The sequence below is a fragment of the Streptomyces sp. CRN 30 genome, from assembly GCF_034105845.1.
The window spans coordinates 1-18625 of sequence record NZ_JAVRHI010000068.1; the positions used below are offsets into that span (position 1 = coordinate 1).

Sequence of the window (18625 nt, forward strand, 5' to 3'; positions counted from 1 at the left end):
CAGCGTCGACAGCCGGGCGGGCAGCGCGCCGGCGTCCGCTTCCCGCGTCTCGGGCCGCAGCGCGGCGCGGGCGTCGTCGCCGCGCGGGTCCTCGGCACCTCCGGCGTGGTGCGAACCGGCCTCGGCCAGGGCGGTACGGGCGTCGGTCAGGTGCATCGGCCCGTACCCGCCGGTCACGCTGGGCGCGCCGCCGTGCGCGTCCCAGCGGGACTGGAGGTAGGCGACGCCCAGCAGCACGCTCTGCGGCACCCGGTACTCCGCCGCCGCGTCGGCGAAGGCCCGCTGGAGGCCGTCCGGGGCGGACGCGGAACCGGCGGGCGGCGCGGCGGCGGGCGGTGCCGCGCCGAGGAGCGGCAGCAGCAGCGCCGCGGCGGCCACGGCACCGGCCGTGGTGCGGCGGCGTCTGCCGCCGGGTACGGAAGCGGGGCCGGGGGCGGATCCTCGCAAGACAGCCTCCTGTGACGTGGGGCGTTGGCGGGGCGTGCGGGGCCGGGCGTGCGTCAGTGGTACCCGGCGGTCCGACGATCCGTCAATCACGCCGACGGGGCGGCGATGTCCCACGTCATCGGGGGAGGGGCGGGGTTTCGCGCCGACGGCCCACGGGCCAGGGCGGCGTCAGTGGTACAGACCGGTGGCCGTCGCGGGGGAGCCCGGCGAACGGCACACAGAAAGGTCCGCGGTGCGCCCCGCCGGGCACACCGCGGACCTCCGGCGCCGTCGGTCAGCGAGTACCGACCGCCGCGCGCACGGCCCGTCGGGCCAGCTGGCAGTCGTCGTGCAGCCGCCGCAGCAACAGCCGCTGTTCCTCGCCGGACGGCGCGGCAGCCGGGTGGGCCGCCCCCGGCGCCGTCGGGGCCGCGTCGTGCATCGAACGCTGCACGGCCGTCTCGTACGTACGGATCTCCCGGGTCAGTACGAGCATGAGGTTCACCAGGAACGCGTCGCGCGAGGCCGGGCCTGCGGACTGGGCGATCTGGCTGATCTGCCGCCGGGCCACCGGCGCGTCACCGAGCACCGACCACAGCGTCGCCAGGTCGTAGCCCGGCAGGTACCAGCCCGCGTGCTCCCAGTCCACCAGCACTGGACCGGCCGGTGACATCAGGATATTGGAGAGCAGCGCGTCGCCGTGGCAGAACTGCCCCATACCGCCGCGCCCGGCCGAGTGCGCGATGCCGTGCAGCAGCTTCTGCAGGTCGCCCAGGTCCCGGTCGGTGAGGAGACCCAGCTCGTGGTACCGGGAGATCCGCGCCGCGTAGTCCAGGGGAGCGGTGAAGGCACCGGCCGGCGGACGCCAGGAGTTCAACCGGCAGATCGCGCCGAGCGCCGCCCTGATGTCCGCCCGCGGCGGGGCCTCCACGGGGTGCCGCTGCACGGCGGCCACCCGGCCGGGCATCCGCTCGACCACGAGCGTGCAGTTCTCCGGGTCCGCCGCGATCAGCCTCGGCACCCGCGCCGGCGGGCGGTGCCGGACGAACGAGCGGTAAGCCGCTATTTCGTGCTGGATCCGCTCCGCCCACACCGGGGAGTTGTCCAGCAGACACTTGGCCACGGCGGTGCTGCGTCCGGTGGTGCCGACCAGCAGGACCGACCGTCCGCTGCGCCGCAGCACCTGCACCGGGGCGAACTCCGGACAGATGCGGTGCACGGAGGCGATCGCCGTGCGCAACTGGGTGCCCTGCGGGCCGGACAGGTCGATTCTCCCGCTGAGTGGTGGGGTGCCGGGACCGGCCGCGCGCCGCGCCCGGCCCGCGCCGAGCGCGGGGGCCGCGGAGCGCGCCGGGGCGAGGTACGGGCCGCTACCTCCCGGGCGGGTGTGCGGCGACCGGGGCGGGGCGGACACGGAGGACGATGCTGCGTACATGGGCGAGACAGATCCCTTCGTGTTCCTGCTGAACTGTTCCTGCGTGTTCCTGCGTGTTCCTGCTGAACGTGGCGCCGCCCGACCGGCCGCTCCGGGCCACCCTGGGGAATGTCCCCGCGGCGACCGGGTCGGGGTGACGCGTTTCCTACCTGACACCCGACCGGTCCTGGCACACCATCTGGCGAACCCTGGCGAACCCTGGCGAATAGTCGCCGGGCCCCTCACCCCGGGCTACTGTCAACTCAGCCGAGAACCTGGGGGCTTGACGTGAGCGGACAACCCAATACCCGGCTCTCGGACCTGTTCGGCCTGGCCGGCTGGTCCAAGGGCGAACTCGCGAGACTGGTCAACCGGCAGGCGGCGGCCATGGGCCACCTTCAGCTGGCGACCGACACCTCGCGGGTGCGGCGGTGGATCGACATGGGAGAGATCCCGCGTGATCCCGTACCGCGGGTGCTGGCCGTCCTGTTCACCGAGCGTCTCGGCCGTGTCGTGACCATCGAGGACCTCGGTCTGGTACGGCACGGGCGCGCGGGGAGACGGCAGGGCGGCGGGAACGAGGAACATCCCGACGGAGTGCCGTGGGCGCCCGAGCGGACCGCCGCGGTCCTCACCGAATTCACGGGAATGGACCTCATGCTCAACCGACGCGGCTTGGTGGGCGCGGGCGCCGCGCTCGCCGCGGGATCCGCACTCAGCGGCGCCATGCACGACTGGCTGCACACCGACCCTGCCCTGGCGGCCGACGCCCCCGATCTCGACCATCCCCTGCACACCGCCGAACCCGCCGGGTCCGACCGCTACGAGGCCGCCCCCGTCGGGTCCCAGGAGGTCGAGGAACTGGAGCGCTCGGTGGAGGTGTTCCGCGCCTGGGACGCCGCCCGGGGCGGCGGACTCCAGCGCAAAGCGGTGGTGGGGCAGCTCAACGAGGTGGGCGGCATGCTCGCCTACCACCACACCGCCCACATCCAGCGACGCCTGTGGGGCGTGGCCGCCAACCTCGCCGTCCTGGCGGGCTGGATGTCGCACGACGTCGGCCTCGAACCCACGGCCCAGAAGTACTTCCTCATCGCCGCGCACGCCGCGCGGGAGGGCGGTGACCGGCCCCGGGCCGGCGAGGCGCTCTCCCGGGCCGCCCGCCAGATGGTGCACCTGGGCCGGCCCGACGACGCGCTGGACCTGATGAAGCTCGCCGAGTCCGGCTCCGGCGACCGGGTGCTGCCCCGCACCCGGGCCATGCTCTGCACCGTCGAGGCGTGGGCGCAGGCGTCGATGGGCAAAGGCCAGGCGATGCGCCGCACCCTCGGCCGGGCCGAGGACCTCTTCGTCTCCGACCGGGCGGACGGCCCGGTCCCGGACTGGATGCAGACCTTCAAGGAGGAGGACCTGTACGGGATGCAGGCCCTGGCGTACCGGACCCTCGCGGAGTTCGAGCCGGGTGCGGCGGTGCACGCGCGGCACTTCGCCGACAAGGCGCTGGAACTCAGGGTCGACGGCCGGCAGCGGTCGAAGATCTTCGACTTCCTCACCATGGCGTCGGCCTGCTTCATCGCCGACGATCCGGAACAGGCGGACCGCTACGCCCGTCTGGCGCTGGTGTCGATGGGCTCGAACTCCTCGCACCGCACCTGGGACCGGCTGCGTCAGATGTACCGGCTCACCGCCGAGTACGCCGACTACCCGAGGATCGGGGAGCTGCGCGAGGAGATCAGGGCCGCGCTGCCGAAGGGGAAGGGGAAGTCCGGGCGCACCGCCCAGGCTTAGCCGTCGCCGTCGCCGTCGCCGTCGCCGTCGCCGGGCACGGTCGGCACGCCGTCATGGTGTGCCGAGGGCTCCGTCCGGCAGCACCCGGGCCGCCAGGACACAGGTGCCCTCCGGTGGTCCGTCCGGTCCGTCGAACTCCTGTCGTACGACCTCTATGCCGTCCTGTGCCGAGTCCGTCCCGGCCAGGCGGGGGGCCAGGGCGAGGAGGCGACGGGCGCCGGCCGTGCCGTCGTGCTCGGGCGGGCCGACGTACAGGAGGAGCAGATCGCCGGGCTCCAGGGTCCGGGCCGTGGTTCCGGCGGCGGGTCCGTCGAGCCGGCGCCCCGTCCCGTCGCGGAAGAGCAGCGGGGCGGGGCTTCCCGCGCAGGCCCACACCAGCGTGCGGTCGGCGGCCCGGTAGGCACAGCACAGGGCGCTGCGCGGGGCGCGCGGGAGGGGACAGCCGGCCGGGCCGGTGAGCCGGCCGAGCAGGGGGCCGGGCCCCACACCGGCCATCGCCAGGCCGCGCAGGGTGCCGACCAGCAGGGCCGTGTCCGGTGGGCCGGCGGGGGCGGGGAGGCGGCCGACGCTCAGCAGGGTCTCGCCGCCGGTGACCTCGCAGGCGTCGTACCAGAGGGCGTCGGCCGGTCCGCCGGTCTCCGCCGGGCCCAGGGCGGCCACGTCGAGTCCGGCGGTGCCGGGCAGCCGCGGGGAGCCGGGCCAGGGCGGGGGCGTGCCTGTGCGCGGCCGGCCCGGGGAGCCGGAGTGCGGAGGTGAGCCGCGTAAGGAGTCACGGGTCTCGCGCACCGCCCGCTGGCTGCGGCGGAGTTCGCTGACGTCGCGCAGGACCGCCCACATCGAGGCGGTGCTGCCGTCGGCGTCGAGCACCGGCTCGCCCATGACGTGCACGGTCCGTACGGCGCCGTCGGGCCGGACGATCCGGAACTCGCCGTCGACGGGCCGCGCGTCGACGAGGCAGTCCGTGACGATCGCGGTCAGCTTCGGACGGTCCTCGTCGAGCACCGCGGAGGGGAGTTCGTCGAGGGTGAGCGGGGGAGCGGCGGGGTCGCGGCCGAGGATGCGGTACAGCTCCGGCGACCAGTCGGCCTCGTCGGTGAGCAGGTTCCACTCGGCGCTGCCGACCCGGCTGAGCAGCGAGCCGGGCCGGGGACCGGTGGGCGCGGGGCAGGGCGGCGGGCCGTCGCGCAACTGCCCCAGGTGCTGGTCGAGGTCGTCGAGCTGGTGCAGGGCCAGGTCGTACAGGGCGCGCTGCCAGCGGCCCCGGGGTCCCGATCCCTCTCTGCGCGCGCCGCGCCGTACCGCGTCCACCTCGCCCTTGAGCCGCCGCGTCTGCGAGATCAGCGCCTCCACCGGGCCACCGGCCGGGGGCGGTGCTGCGGGAGGGTCCGCGGAGAGATGGGACGGCATGACGCACTCCGGTGTGCAGACGGTACGGCCAAGGCGGAACCGGGACGGGCGCGGAAAACGTAATGACTGTTGCACAGCCCGTGGCGCCCTGTAAGGGGTTTGGCGACACACGATAGGGCGGTGCCGTGGGCATATGCCATAGTCTCGGGCGCGTGAACCCGCCGGTCGCCGGACGGGTCCCCCGAGTGGACCGGTGCGCAGGGCGGCTACGGGATTCGGCGGGCGGGCGCGTACAGGTCCGGGCGCGGTGCGAGGGCGACGGCCGTACGGGCCCCGGTCTCCAGGGCGCGGACCCCGGCCTCGGCGACCGCGGACGCGGCGTACCCGTCCCAGGCGCTCGGCCCGGTGACCCGGCCGCCGCGTACGGCGGCCACCCACGCCCGCACCTCGCGGTCGTAGGCGTCGGCGAAGCGTACGAGGTAGTCCCGCGCCACCTCCTCGCGGGCGCCGCCCGCCGCCGTCACGACCATGGTGTGCTCGTCCCCGATCCGGGCGCTGCCCGCCTCGCAGACGGCCTCGCAGCGGACCTGGTAGCCGAAGCCGCAGTTGACGAAGACCTCCACGTCGACCAGCGCGCCGCCGTCGGTCTCGAAGAGCACGAACTGCGGGTCGAGCAGCCCCTCGGGCGCGCCCGAGGACGGCCGCGGCCGGTGCACGGTCACCGCGACCGGCTCCTGGCCGAGCAGCCAGCGGGCGGCGTCGATCTCGTGCGAGACGGAGCTGTTCACCAGCATCGCGGAGGTGAAGTGCGGCGGCGAGGACACGTTGCGGTGGGTGCAGTGCAGCATCAGCGGACGGCCCAGCCGCCCGCTGTCCAGCAGCGTCTTCAGCCGCTGGTACTCGGCGTCGTAGCGCCGCATGAACCCGATCTGCGCGAGCCGCCGGCCCAGCCGGAGTTCGGCCTCCACCACCCGCAGCGCGCCCGCGGAGTCGGGCACCATCGGCTTCTCGCACAGCACCGGCAGACCCCGGGCGAAGGCCGCGAGCAGCGCCTCCTCGTGCGCCTCGCCGGGGGAGGCGACCAGCACCGCCTCGACGCCCGGGGCGTCCAGCGCGGCCTCGACCTCCGTACGGACGGCGACGCCCTCCCGTCCGGCGACCGCCTCCTCGGCCCGCGCGGTGTCCGGGTCGGCGACGGCGACCACGCGGGCGCCGCTCACCACCCGGTCCAGGCGGCGCAGGTGATCGGCGCCCATGTGCCCCGCGCCCAGCACCGCGACGCCCAGCGACTGTCCCATGTCCCGTCCGCTCCTCCCGCTCGAGTACCGCGAACAGGTTGCCACGGGCGTCAAGGACGGACCGGGACCGCGGCGGTCAGTACCGCAGCACGCCCGCGATGCCGTCGGCGTCCCGCAGGGTGCCGTCCGGTACGAAGCGGACCTCGGCGCCGGTCTCCAGACACCGCTCGACGATCTCGTCCACGATGTCCTCGCAGGCGTCGAGGTCGCCGGGCCCGGCCGGTTCGAGGTGGTCGCCGGCGTCCACCACGGTGACCCGGTAGTCCTCCTCGACGGCCAGCAGCCGGACGCGCCCGGACCGGGCGCTCTGCCACAGCTCGTCGACGCCGGCCGCGAACTCCCGGCGTCCGCGCGCCGCCTCCAGCTCGGCGGCCACCGCGTCGGCGGCCCGGCGGGTCTCGGCGGCGAGCAGCGGGGCGACAGCCTGCCACACGGCCTCGGGCGTGCCGTCCGCGAGCCCGCCGTGCGGCACGTGCACCGCGCCCCGGTCGGCGCCGCCCGTCTCGGCAAGCAGCGACAGGGCGGCCTCGGGGCCGGTGACGTACAGCGGCCGGGGGCGGGCGCGCAGCACGTGGTCCACGGCGGCGCCGACGTCGCGCAGGAACCGGCGGGTGCGCTCGTCGCGGAAGGTGCTCGGCGAGCCGCCGGTCCGCTCCAGGCGTTCGGGGTCGAACTCCTCGGGCGGCCTGGTCATCGGGAAGGCGCCGGTGTGCTCCTCGACGACGCGGCCGGTGCCGCCGTTCCACAGGGCGGCGCGGTCGGCGGCGACGGAGAGGACCCAGAACGGCCGCTCGGCGGTGTGGGCCGCGACCAGGTTGCGGGTCAGGAAGGTGTCGCCGAGGACCACCCGTTCGGGGACGGTGCGGGCAAGTGTCCACACCTGGTGCTCGCCGGGCGCGGCGAAGATCGCCAGCCCCTCCTCGGCCTCGGCCGGGTCGATCTCGGCGAGGGCCCGGTCGAGCTGGTGGGCGACCTCGGTGCGGCGCTCGCGGGTGACCGCGGGGTCGGCCTCCAGCCGTCTGCGGGCCTCGGCGACGACGTTGCGCAGCCGCACCGGGTCCTGCGCGTTGCCGGGTTCGCGGCGGTGGGTCGGGACCAGCACGGACACGGCCGGGTAGGGGCGGGGGCGCCGCAGTCCGGCGAGGGCGGAGGGACTCAGATCGTGCTCCATGTCAGCACGATAGGACCGCCGCGCCGATCGGGCATTCGGGGCAATCCCGACAGGCGGTCCTGGCAGGTTGAGGAAGTCTTTGCCCATGGCCGGTTCCGCGCGGCCGGACCCCGGCGGTGCCGCGGCGCGCGGGTATCGCGAGCGCAAAGCGTGGCCGAAACGGTGGGCCCGTATGTGTCCGTCGTGTTACGGCCACGTTGACCGACCTGCCCGCGGCGCGCAGGCTCGACGTGTAGATGGTTACTACAACTGGTTTGGCCCGAGCCTCGCTCGCAGTAGCAAAACAGCAGCTCGTGGCGGGGCGGGGCCTGACCGGACGCGGGAGGTAGCACATGTGCGGCATCACCGGCTGGGTCTCCTTCGACCGTGACCTGAGCGCCGAGCGGACGGCGTTGGATGCGATGACGGAGACGATGTCCTGCCGCGGACCGGACGACCGCGGCGTCTGGGCCGAGGGCCCCGCGGCGCTCGGCCACCGCAGGCTCGCCATCATCGACCTGCCCGGCGGCCGGCAGCCGATGACCGCCGGCACCCCGGCGGGCACGGTCGCCCTCGTCTACTCGGGGGAGATCTACAACTTCACCGAACTCCGTCGTGAACTCACCGGCCGAGGCCACCGCTTCACCACCGACTCCGACACCGAGGTGGTCCTGCGCGCCTACCTGGAGTGGGGCGACACACTCGCCGAACGCCTCAACGGCATGTACGCCTTCGCGGTCTGGGACGGCCGCGCCGACAAGCTCGTCATGGTCCGCGACCGCATGGGGATCAAGCCCTTCTACCACCACCCCACCCCCGACGGCGTCCTCTTCGGCTCCGAACCCAAGGCGATCCTCGCCCACCCCCTGGCCCGCCGCCGGGTCCGGCTCGACGGGCTGCGCGAGCTGTTCACCATGATCAAGACGCCGGGACACGCGGTGTGGGACGGCATCCACGAGGTCGAGCCCGGCACGGTCGTCACCGTCGACCGCTCCGGCGTGCGCACCCGGCGCTACTGGGAGCTGGAGACCCGCCCGCACACCGACGACCGCGCCGCCACCGTCGCCCACGTCCGCACCCTCCTCGACGACATCGTGCGCCGCCAGCTCGTCGCCGACGTGCCCCGCTGCACCCTGCTCTCCGGCGGACTGGACTCCTCCGCGCTGACCGCGCTGGGCGCCCGGCAACTCGCCGGAGCGGGCGAGAAGATCCGCAGCTTCGCGGTCGACTTCGCCGGCCAGGCCGAGAACTTCGTCGCCGACGAACTGCGCTCCACCCCCGACACCCCTTACGTGCACGACGTCGCCCGCTCCGCCGGCACCGACCACCAGGACATCGTCCTCGACGCCCAGGCGCTCGCCGACCCCGCCGTCCGGGAGAAGGTGATCCGCGCCCGCGACCTGCCCGCGGGGCTCGGCGACATGGACGCCTCCCTCTACCTGCTCTTCCGTGCCGTCCGCGAGCACTCCACCGTCGCCCTCTCCGGCGAGTCCGCCGACGAGGTCTTCGGCGGCTACCTCCAGTTCTTCGACGAGGAGGCCCGCCGGGCCGACGCCTTCCCCTGGCTGGTCACCATGGGGCGGCACCTGGGCGCCGACACCGACGTCCTGCGCCCCGACCTCACCCGCGCCCTCGACCTGCCCGGCTACGTCGCCGACGGCTACCGCGACGCCGTAGCGGGCATCCGCCGCCTGGACGGCGAGAGCGACCTCGAATACCGGATGCGGCGCATCAGCCACCTCCACCTCACCCGCTTCGTGCGTGTCCTGCTCGACCGCAAGGACCGCGCCAGCATGGCCGTCGGCCTGGAGGTCCGGGTCCCCTTCTGTGACCACCGGCTCGTCGAGTACGTCTACAACACCCCCTGGGCGCTGAAGTCCTACGACGGCCGGGAGAAGACCCTGCTGCGCGAGGCCACCGCCGACGTCCTCCCGCGGTCCGTCTACGACCGGGTCAAGAGCCCCTACCCGTCGACCCAGGACCCCAAGTACGCGGCGGCCCTCCAGGACCAGGCCCGGGACCTGCTCGCCCGCCCCGGCCACCCGGTCTTCGACCTCGTCGACCCCGCCCGGCTGCGGCGCGCCGCGGAGCGGGAGGCCCCGATGAGCGGCCAGGGGGACCGGCGCGGCCTCGAACGCGCCCTCGACCTCGCCCTCTGGCTGGACCTGTACTCGCCCGAACTCGTCCTCGGCTGACGGCTCAGCCGTCCGTTCCGCTCAGCCGTCCGTCCCGCTCAGCCGTCCGCCCCCCCGCTCCTGCGGCCCGCAGGAACTGCCGTCGGGCGGCAGGGAGCCGTAGAGCAGGAAGTCGTCCACCTTGCGGTGCACGCACCGCGAGGAGGCGTACCCGGTGTGCCCCTCGCCCTTGTTGTCGAGGACCACGGCCGCGGGGCCGAGCCGAGCGGCGGTCTCCTCGGTCCAGCGGTACGGGGTCGCCGGGTCGCCACGCGTCCCGACCAGCAGCATCTTCGCGCTGCCGACGCCCTTCACCTCGTCGCGGATGTAGTCGGTGCCCTTGGGCCGGCCGTAGCACATCAGCACCTGGGTGAGCCGGTAGCGGCCGAAGACCGGGGACGCCTCCTCGTACCGCTCCCGCAGGCGGCCCAGGGAACGGGTGACCCGGTCGGCGCCGGGGCGGTCGGGGTCGTCGGCGCAGTTGATCGCCATCAGCGCCGCCGGGAGGTTGTCGAGCGGGACGTCCTCCGCGTCGGTCAGGCCCCCGTTCGCGCCCTGCCGGACGGGGAAGCCGACGCCGCCGGAGACGAAGCTCTCCAGGCCCCGCGAGTCGCCGTCCTCGACCAGCTGCGCCACGGCCCGCTCCAGCATGGGCCACAGCTCACGGCTGTACAGCGCCTGGCCGAGGGCGCCGACGAGGTCCTGACCGGAGAAGGAGGCGCCGAAGGTCGAGGGCACCGGCTCCTCGTCGAGTGACGTCACCAGCCGCACGACCTGGCGCCGGGCCTCCCGGGTGTCCTGGCCGAACGGGCAGGCGATGTCGTCCGCGCACCACGCCAGGAAGTTGTCCAGCGCGGTCTGCTGCCCCCGCGCCCCCGCCAGGCCCTGCTCGCTCAGCGGTTCGGTGAGGGTGTCCACGCCGTCCAGGACCATCCGGCCCACCCGGCGGGGGAACTGCGCCGCGTACACCGCGCCGAGCCGGGTGCCGTAGGAGAAGCCCAGGTAGTTGAGCTTGTCGTCGCCGAGCGCCGCACGCATCACGTCCAGGTCGCGGGCGGCGTCGACGGTGCCTATGTGGCGCAGGACGGGTCCCGAGTGCTCGGTGCACTGGGCCGCCGCCTCGCGCAGCCGCTCCAGCGCGCCCCGCGGGTTCTTCATGCCCTCGTCCCCGTCGGTCGCCCGGACGATCTCGACGGAGCCGGGGCCGCAGCTGACCGGGGAGGACCGGCCGACGCCGCGCGGGTCGAAGGTGACGACGTCGTAGCCGTTGGTGAGGTGCATGAAGTCCCGGCCGCCGGCAGCCAGTTCGTTCACCCCCGAGCCGCCGGGGCCGCCGAAGTTCAGCAGCACCGAGCCCTTGCGGTCGCCGGTCGCGCGGTGGCGGGCCAGGGCCAGGTCGAGTGTCTTCCCGCCCGGCTTCCCGTAGTCGAGGGGCACGGTGACCTTGCCGCACTGCAGATCCTTCGGCATCTCCATGCCGCGGCAGGCGGACCAGGTGATCCGCTGGCCGTGGAACCGGGACAGGCCGGGTCCGGGGCCCTCCGCGCCGGCGGCGGGCAGACCCGCGCCCAGCAGCGACAGGCCCACCGCGCCGGGTATCGCCCAGCGCAGGGCCGTGGACCGAGATTCCGGCTTGACCAGCATCGATGCCTCCCGGGCGCCCCGTCGGGGACCGGAGTGCGGCGCCCTCGATCACCATAAGCGGGCCTTCGGTGACCCGCCTGTCGGACGGGCGGTCCGGCAGGTGTTGCCGTACCCTGTGCCGCTTTGCTGGCTTAACGTCCGCCTGCTCCTCTTTGTTCGATAAAAGGGGCACTCGATGGGGTGACAGGCGGATAAGCCATAACTCGGATGGTTCGCCCGCGTTTTAACCGGTGCGGGCGGGTGCCCGTGACATGTCTGGAAGGCAGGGAACCTATGCGAAGGGTTACCCGTATCGGTGCGCTCGCCCTCGCCGCCTCCGGCGCGATGGCCGTGACGATCCCGGTCTGCTCGGCCGTCGCGGCCGACGGCGCGGACGCGGCGGGGGTCGCGGCCGGTTCGCCGGGAGCGGTCTCGGGCAACACCGTCCAGCTCCCGGTGGACGTCCCGGTGAACGTGTGCGGGAACACCGTGAACGTGGCCGGGCTGCTCAACCCGGCCATGGGCAACGGCTGCGAGAACACCGGCGGAGGTGCGAGCGGTGACTCCGGCGGCGCGTCGGGCCGCACGCCCGGCGGTGTGTCCGGTGGCGCGTCGGCCGCGGGCGGCGGGAAGGACTCACCGGGGGTGATCTCCGGCAACGGCATCCAGCTGCCGGTCGAACTGCCGGTGAACGTCAGCGGCAACTCGGTCGACGTGGCCGGCATCGGCAACCCGTCCTTCGCCAACCGGGCCGAGAACGGCCCGGACGACCGGCCCGAGCCGCCGGCCCGCCCCGCGGACCCGGCCCCGGAACCCGCCCCCGAGCCGGACCCGACGGCTCCGGCACCCGCCGAGGAGGAGACACCGCTGCAGCGGGCTCCGGAGACCGAAGAGCCCGGGGCGGCGACGGAGTCCCTCGCCGAGACCGGGGCCGACCTGACCTGGCCCCTGGTGGCGGGCAGTACCGCCCTCGCCTTCGGCGGCGCGGCCCTGTACCGGCGCTTCCGCCCGGCGGGGCGGGACTGACGGAGACCCGGCGGAAGCCCGCCGCCCGGCCGGACCGGGTCAGGCGCGGCCCGTGTGGAAGCGGACGTGCAGCGCGTGGATGTCTTCCGTGAGGTCGGGGACCGGGCCCTCCACGGTCACGTCGGGGGCGATCTCCTGGATCGGGAGCGCCCGGACCGGCGAGGCCGGGACGCCCAGCTCGGTGTGCCAGGTCAGGAGCTGGTGCGAGGAGGCGACGTAGACGACGCGGCCCAGACCGACCCAGGCGTGCGCGGCGGCACACATCGGGCAGTGCTCGCCCGAGGTGTAGACCGTGGCGGCGGCCCGCTCGTCCGGCCCCAGATGGGCGGCGGCCCAGCGGGCGAGTTCGAACTCGGGGTGACGGGTGCTGTCGCCGGACGCGATCCGGTTGCGGTCCTCGGCCAGCACCGTGCCGTCGCCGCCGGCCAGGACCGAACCGAAGGGCTCGTCCCCGGCGGCGAGGGCCTCGGCGGCCAGCTCCACGCACCGGCGCAGATGCGGCAGTTCGGCGTCCTTCACGGCCATGATGTGCGGCCCTCCTCGGCGGATGACGACGGGTGATCGGCGTGCCTCACCCTATGCGCGACGGGCGGCGCACCCGCCGACTGGGAGGAGCGGCGCGCCTGCCGCGTACGACGGGCGGCGCACCGGAAAAGATCCGGTGCGCCGCCCGTCGTACGCGCTGCCGTCCCGCCCGGTACCCGACCGGGGGCGGCCCCGCCGCTCCGCCGCCGTCAGCGGCGCGCCTTCGACCGGTCCAGCGCGGCCACGCCGAGCGCGGCCAGGCCGATCTGGATGAGCCACTCGACCCAGTCCACGCCGTTGGTGTCGGCGACGTCGAACGCGTTGGCGATCGCGGAACCGATCAGTGCGGCCACGATGCCCACGAGAATGGTCCACAGGATGCCGATGCGTTGGCGCCCGGGTACCACGAGCCGGCCCAGGACACCGATGACGATGCCGATGATGATGGCGCTGATGATGCCGCTGATCTCCATGTCCGCCCCTTTCCGTCGCGACGCTTGCACCAGGCGTCTGCCCCCTGGTGGCGGACACACTCCGTACGGTTCTGCCCCGGGATCGTCCCGGGGCAGAACGGCGGCCGGACGTCGCGACGCCGCGACGCCGCGGAGACCCGCCAGAAGCCCTCTAGCGCCTGCGGCTCCTCGCCGCCGTGACGGCGCAGGCCGTGCCCAGCATCAAGGTGAGCGCGCCGATCACCACGTTGTTCCAGATGACGCCGCGGTCCGGGCCGGAGCCCACGATCCAGGGCGAGACGATCATCCACACGCCGATGGCGCACATGGCGCCGCTGAGGCCGTACATGCGCTCCGGGGCCCGTGTGAACCCCAGGGCCAGCAGGCCGATGGCGATACCGATGATCAGGTTGTGGGCGACCAGGGAGGGCTGGCTCGTCGTGAAGTGGAGGATCCACGGGGACACGGCGCAGTAGAGACCGAGCAGGAACACCGGTCCGTCCACGAGCGCCACGTCGCGGCCGCCGAGGACGCGGTCGTAGCGCGCCCGCATCTCGGGGGCGTCGGGATGGCTCCCCAGGTCACTCCGGGTGTGCGAGACGTTGGCCATGGTCGTCTCCTTCGAACTGGCAGACCGTCCGCTCTGAAGCGGTATGCGGCGGATACCGCACATACGTCCATTCTGCTCTTATTTCTCCCTTATGTGTAGCGCCGGGAAGCGCGCGGGCAGACGGAAGCCCCCGAGGAGCGCCGACTCTCCCCGGGGGCCGTCGGATGTCCGAGACGCGGGATCGTCATGCTGGGACTGATTTCGCCAAGGCTTCAACATGCGTCGGTTGTGCGTCGTATTGTCTGCCCATGCAGGAATCGACGAGCCTCGCGCGCCCGTCAGCGGACGGGGCCGGGCTGACCACGGGGGCCCTGGCCAGGCGACTCGGGGTCTCCCCCACGACGCTGCGTTCGTGGGACCGGCGGTACGGGATAGGACCCGCGGTCCGCGACGAGGGCCGCCACCGGCGCTGGTCGCCGGGGGACATCGTGGTGCTGGAGGCGATGTGCCGGCTGACCTCCTCCGGGGTGCCGCCCGCCGAGGCCGCCCGCCTCGCCCGGCAGGGCGCGCCGCCGGCCCCGGACGCCCCCCGCGAAGAGACGCGCGCCGCACCGGCTCCGGCGTCCCCCGCCGATCTGCGCCGGGAGTGCAGGGGGCTGTCGCGCGCCGCCGTACGGCTCGACGCGCCCGCCGTGCAGCAACTCCTTGACGAGGCCGTGGCACGGCACGGACTGACCACCGCCTGGCAGGAGGTGATGGTGCCGACACTGCACGCGGTCGGCCGGAAGTGGGAGACCTCCGGGGACCGCTACGTCGAGGTCGAGCACCTGCTCTCCTGGTACGTCTCCACGACCCTGCGCCGGCACACCGGGCCCCCCGTGTCCGCCACGGGGCCGGCCGCCGCGCCCGTCGTGCTGGCCTGCGTGCCCGGCGAGGAGCACTCGCTGCCGATCGAGGCGCTCAACGCCGTACTGAGCGAACGCGGCCAGGTCACGCGGATGTTCGGCGCGGCGGTACCGGCGGAGGCGCTGATCGCGGCCGTGCGCCGGCTCGGTCCGGTCGCCGTGGTGCTGTGGGCGCAGGCCCGGTCCATGGCGACCCTGGCGCTGGCCCGGCACGTGGCGGCCACCCGGTGGGGCGTGACCGGCGCGCGCCGCCGCCCGCTGGTGCTGCTGGGCGGACCGGGCTGGGCCGGGCGCCCCGCGGCGGGCATGGCCCGGCCGTCGACGCTGCCCGAGGCGCTGGAGACGCTCGCGGGTGTCACCGGCGCGGCGGCCCTCACTCCCGTCCCCGGGCCCGTCTGAACCGGGCGAGGCCCTCCGCGAGGTCGACCACCGGGTCCGGGTAGTCAAGGGCGGAGCGCTCGGCGCCCGGCAGCTTCCACGGCTCGTGCACGGCCCGCCCCGACACCTCCTTCAGCTCCGGCACCCAGCGCCGTACGTAGGTGCCGTCGGGGTCGTAACGGCGGGCCTGCGCCAGGGGGTTGAGGACCCGGTTGGGGCGGCTGTCGGTGCCGGTGCCGGCCGCCCACTGCCAGTTCATCTGGTTGTTGGCGACGTCGCCGTCGACGAGGAGGTCGAGGAAGTGCCGGGCGCCGACGCGCCAGTCGACGTACAGCGTCTTGGTGAGGAAACTCGCTGTCAGCAGCCGGGCCCGGTTGTGCATCCAGCCCTCGTGCAGCAGTTGCCGCATCGCCGCGTCGACCAGCGGGTAGCCGGTGCGGCCCGCCTTCCACGCGGCGGCGTCCTCGCGGGCGTCGCGCCCGGACCGCCAACGGTCGTGCCGGGTGCGGTAGTCGGTGGCGGACGCCGCCGGCCGGGCCGCCAGGACCTGCCGGTGGAAGTCGCGCCAGGCGATCTGCCGGACGAAGGACTCGGCGCCGGGACCACCCGCCTTCCGGGCGCGGTGGACGACCTCGACGGGGGAGAGGGTGCCGAAGTGCAGGTGCGGGGAGAGACGTGAGGTGGCGTCGCCGGCCAGGTCGTCGTGGCGGTCCTCGTACCGCGCGACGGGACCGCGCAGCCACGCCGCCAGCCGCCTGCGGCCCTCCGCCTCGCCGCCCCGGGCGAGCGCGGGCGACAGGTCCGTGAGCGCGGAGCGGTCCGGCAGCGGTTCGGAGCCGACGCCGTCCGGGACGCGGACGGTGCGGGGGGCGGCGAGGACGTCGCGCGGACGCAGGTCGCACCAGTGCCGGAAGTACGGGGTGAACACGGCGAAGTGGTCCGAGGAGGCCGGGGTGACCTCTCCGGGCGGTACGACGGTGGTTACCGTGTCGTGTACGTGGAGACGCCGGCCGCCGCCCTCCAGGGCGCGCCGGAGCCGGGCCTCGCGGGCGCGGGCGTAGGCGCTGACGTCGGAGGCCATGTGCACCTCGTCGGCGTCCGACTCGGCGGCCACCCGGCAGACCTCCTCGACGACGTCGCCCGACCTGAGGACGAGGTGACCGCCCCGGGAGCGCAGGCCCGCGTCGAGGTCGTGGAGGCAGTCGGCGAGGAACGCCAGGCGGTTCGGGGCGGCGAAACCGGCGCCGTCCACCGCCCGGTCCCGGACGAACAGGGGGACGACGTGGCCGGAGCCGTCGCTGGCGGCGCGCAGCGGCGGCTGGTCGTGCAGCCGCAGATCGGCGGTGAACAGGGCGACCGAGACGTGCATGCGCGCACTCCGCAGGGGTGAGGGTCGGCGGCGGGGATTCTGCCCCGCAGAGGTGTTTCCGGTTCGGGGGCGTGTACGGATGCGGCGGGGTGGGCCGGCGCCCCATTTCCGGGGTGCGGGGGTGCGGGGGTGCGGGTCGCCGTGGGCCGGGGGGCGTTCGCGCGGCCCGGCACTGACGGGGTGCTGCCGCGCCCACCCGTGCCGCCCACTCGTGCCGCCCACCCGTGCCGCCCAGGCGGCACGATCGCCCGCGGTCGGTGGGTGACGGATCGGGGGTGGGGGTCAGCCTGTGGCTGGGCGGCGGCGTGGTGGTCTTCTCCTCGGCGTCGTGCCCCGGGTCGTGCCCTCCGCCGCTCTCGCGATGTTGCGGGCCATGCCGCCGAAGACGACCGCGTGGAAGGGGGACACGCTCCACCAGTACAGGTGGCCGAGGAGGCCGTGGGGGTGGAACAGGGCCCGCTGGCGGTAGAGCGTGTGGCCGTCGGCGTCCGTCTCGGCGTACATCTCCAACCAGGCCAGTCCCGGCAGCCGCATCTCCGCGCGCAGCCGCAGCAGCCGGCCCGGCTCGATCTCCTCGACACGCCAGAAGTCGAGGGAGTCCCCGGCGCGCAGGTGCTTGGCGTCGCGCCGCCCCCGGGACAGGCCGACCCCGCCGGCCAGCCGGTCCAGCCAGCCGCGCACGGCCCAGGCGAGCGGGAAGGAGTACCAGCCGTTGTCCCCGCCGATGCCCTCGATGACCTGCCAGAGGGTCTCGCGCGAGGCGGCGACGCGCCGAGCGCGGCGGTCGGTGTACAGGCTGCCGCCCGTCCAGTCGGGGTCGGTGGGCAGCGGGTCGCTGGGCGCGCCCGGCACCGACGCGTTGGACCAGCGGGTCGCCACCTGCGCCTCCCGCACGCGTTGCAGGGCCAGCCGTACCGACTCGTCGAAGCCGATCGGGAACCCCGGCGGGTCCGGCACGTACCGCGCGATGTCGTGCTCCTGGCACACCACCTCGTGGCGCAGCGACTCGGTGAGCGGCCGGGCGATGGACGCGGGCACGGGCGTCACCAGCCCCACCCAGTAGCCGGACAGGCGCGGGGTGAGGACCGGCACCGGCACCACGTACCGGTGCGGCAGCGCGGCGACGGTCGAGTACCGGTCCATCATCATCCGGTACGTCAGCACCTCCGGGCCGCCGATGTCGAAGGTCCGGTTCACCTCCTCGGGCATCCCCGCGCTGCCGACCAGGGTGCGCAGCACGTCGCGGATGGCGATGGGCTGGATGCGGGTGTGCACCCAGTTCGGCGTCACCATCACCGGCAGCCGCTCGGTCAGGTAGCGCAGCATCTCGAAGGAGGCCGAGCCGGAGCCGATGATGACGGCCGCCCGCAGCACGGCGGTGGGCACACCCGAGTCGAGCAGGATGCGGCCCACCTCCGCGCGGGAGCGCAGGTGCGGCGAGAGGACGCGCTCCGGCACACCCGCGGGGGTGAGGCCGCCCAGGTAGACGATCCGGCGCACCCCGGCCTCCCGGGCCACGTCGCCGAAGAGACGCGCGGCGCGGCGGTCGGTGTCCTCGAAGCCGTCGCCGGTGCTGAGCGAGTGCACCAGGTAGTAGGCGACGTCCACGTCGCGCATCGCGACGGCCAGGGAGTCGCGGTCGGTGACGTCACCGCGTACCACCTCGGCGTCGCCCGCCCACGGATGGTCGCGGAGCTTGCCGGGGGAGCGGGCCAGGCAGCGGACCCGGTGGCCCGCGGCGAGCAGCTCCGGCACGAGCCGGCCGCCGATGTAGCCCGTGGCCCCGGTGACCAGGCAGCGCGGCCCGGCCTCCGTGTCGTCGTCGCGCATGGTGCTCGGTCCTTACGGGTCGGTGTCCCCCCTGCCGTTCCATGTGATCACTTCCCCGTGAGGTGTTCCACCGGATGCGGCGTATGCGCGGCACGAACGGGGGCATGCGGAATGTACTCAGGTGAGTGTCCTGGTCCCCGTTTCGACTTCTGGAGGTGTTCTGCCGCTATGGGCGCGAAGGTGTTGGAGCGTTTTCCCGCGGGGTCCCCGCGTGGTTCGTGGCCGGCGGAGGAGTTCGCGGCCGCGCGGCGGGCCCAGGGCGAGCCCGCGACGGTCGTGATGGACCTGAAGTCGGACGCGTTCCTCGTGGTCGTTCCGGTGGCGGAGGAGGAGTGACGAGGGCGCCGGGTGCGCGGGGCGCGCCCCGCGCACC

15 protein-coding genes and 1 pseudogene are annotated in these 18625 nt (G+C 74.5%); 5 read left to right on the forward strand and 11 right to left on the reverse strand.

What is annotated here, in order from left to right; all coding sequences use genetic code 11:
* Positions 1–447 (reverse strand): annotated as a pseudogene (locus tag UW392_RS06635) (N-acetylmuramoyl-L-alanine amidase); the annotation flags it as partial.
* A 274-nt stretch (positions 448–721) separates the two neighbouring features.
* On the reverse strand, positions 722–1861 hold the full coding sequence (locus tag UW392_RS06640) for an aminoglycoside phosphotransferase family protein (protein ID WP_320773931.1): 1140 nt from the start codon (positions 1859–1861) through the stop codon (positions 722–724).
* 267 nt (positions 1862–2128) lie between these two features.
* On the opposite strand from UW392_RS06640, the gene UW392_RS06645 reads away from it, so the two are divergent.
* Positions 2129–3625: a hypothetical protein gene (locus tag UW392_RS06645; RefSeq protein ID WP_320773932.1), complete on the forward strand. Its 1497-nt coding sequence runs from the start codon at positions 2129–2131 to the stop codon at positions 3623–3625.
* A 51-nt stretch (positions 3626–3676) separates the two neighbouring features.
* Here the strand turns inward: UW392_RS06645 and UW392_RS06650 are convergent, their stop codons facing one another.
* From UW392_RS06650 to UW392_RS06660, 3 genes are all read right to left on the reverse strand, one after another.
* Positions 3677–5032 carry a PAS domain-containing protein gene (locus UW392_RS06650; RefSeq protein ID WP_320773933.1) on the reverse strand — a complete coding sequence of 452 codons (1356 nt, stop codon included), beginning with the start codon at positions 5030–5032 and terminating at the stop codon, positions 3677–3679.
* Between the two features lie 206 nt (positions 5033–5238).
* A complete protein-coding gene (locus tag UW392_RS06655; protein WP_320773934.1) occupies positions 5239–6270 on the reverse strand; it encodes a Gfo/Idh/MocA family oxidoreductase in 1032 nt (343 codons plus the stop codon).
* Between the two features lie 76 nt (positions 6271–6346).
* Positions 6347–7441 carry a chemotaxis protein gene (locus UW392_RS06660; protein ID WP_320773935.1) on the reverse strand — a complete coding sequence of 365 codons (1095 nt, stop codon included), beginning with the start codon at positions 7439–7441 and terminating at the stop codon, positions 6347–6349.
* Between the two features lie 332 nt (positions 7442–7773).
* Here UW392_RS06660 and asnB point away from each other — a divergent pair, with 332 nt between their 5' ends.
* The gene (asnB, locus tag UW392_RS06665) at positions 7774–9615 is read left to right on the forward strand and encodes an asparagine synthase (glutamine-hydrolyzing) (protein ID WP_320773936.1); all 1842 of its coding nucleotides are present in this window, start codon (positions 7774–7776) and stop codon (positions 9613–9615) included.
* A gap of 21 nt (positions 9616–9636) precedes the next feature.
* Here asnB and UW392_RS06670 read toward each other — a convergent pair whose 3' ends face one another.
* A complete protein-coding gene (locus tag UW392_RS06670) occupies positions 9637–11238 on the reverse strand; it encodes an alpha/beta hydrolase (protein ID WP_320773937.1) in 1602 nt (533 codons plus the stop codon).
* A 273-nt stretch (positions 11239–11511) separates the two neighbouring features.
* On the opposite strand from UW392_RS06670, the gene UW392_RS06675 reads away from it, so the two are divergent.
* Complete coding sequence (locus UW392_RS06675) at positions 11512–12243, forward strand: chaplin (RefSeq protein ID WP_320773938.1); 732 nt, start codon at positions 11512–11514, stop codon at positions 12241–12243.
* A 39-nt stretch (positions 12244–12282) separates the two neighbouring features.
* Here the strand turns inward: UW392_RS06675 and UW392_RS06680 are convergent, their stop codons facing one another.
* The 3 genes from UW392_RS06680 to UW392_RS06690 all read right to left on the reverse strand — a co-directional run bounded on the left by UW392_RS06680 (position 12283) and on the right by UW392_RS06690 (position 13830).
* Positions 12283–12768 carry a nucleoside deaminase gene (locus UW392_RS06680; protein ID WP_320773939.1) on the reverse strand — a complete coding sequence of 162 codons (486 nt, stop codon included), beginning with the start codon at positions 12766–12768 and terminating at the stop codon, positions 12283–12285.
* Between the two features lie 209 nt (positions 12769–12977).
* On the reverse strand, positions 12978–13241 hold the full coding sequence (locus tag UW392_RS06685; protein WP_320773940.1) for a GlsB/YeaQ/YmgE family stress response membrane protein: 264 nt from the start codon (positions 13239–13241) through the stop codon (positions 12978–12980).
* A 151-nt stretch (positions 13242–13392) separates the two neighbouring features.
* Positions 13393–13830, reverse strand: coding sequence for an SPW repeat protein (locus UW392_RS06690; protein WP_320773941.1), 438 nt, complete (start codon positions 13828–13830; stop codon positions 13393–13395).
* 248 nt (positions 13831–14078) lie between these two features.
* On the opposite strand from UW392_RS06690, the gene UW392_RS06695 reads away from it, so the two are divergent.
* Entirely contained in the window at positions 14079–15074 is a 996-nt protein-coding gene (locus tag UW392_RS06695) for a MerR family transcriptional regulator (protein ID WP_320773942.1), read from the forward strand.
* Here the strand turns inward: UW392_RS06695 and UW392_RS06700 are convergent.
* Both UW392_RS06700 and UW392_RS06705 read right to left on the reverse strand, forming a co-directional pair.
* Positions 15049–16422 (reverse strand): deoxyribodipyrimidine photo-lyase, encoded by a 1374-nt coding sequence (locus UW392_RS06700; RefSeq protein ID WP_320773943.1) that lies wholly within the window; start codon positions 16420–16422, stop codon positions 15049–15051. The two genes, UW392_RS06695 and UW392_RS06700, sit on opposite strands and share 26 nt — an antisense overlap.
* Positions 16423–16704: 282 nt before the next feature.
* Positions 16705–18252 carry an SDR family oxidoreductase gene (locus UW392_RS06705; RefSeq protein WP_320773944.1) on the reverse strand — a complete coding sequence of 516 codons (1548 nt, stop codon included), beginning with the start codon at positions 18250–18252 and terminating at the stop codon, positions 16705–16707.
* Positions 18253–18420: 168 nt separating this feature from the next.
* Between UW392_RS06705 and UW392_RS06710 the strand changes: the two genes are divergently transcribed.
* The gene (locus UW392_RS06710; RefSeq protein WP_320773945.1) at positions 18421–18588 is read left to right on the forward strand and encodes a hypothetical protein; all 168 of its coding nucleotides are present in this window, start codon (positions 18421–18423) and stop codon (positions 18586–18588) included.
* Positions 18589–18625: the final 37 nt, after the last annotated feature.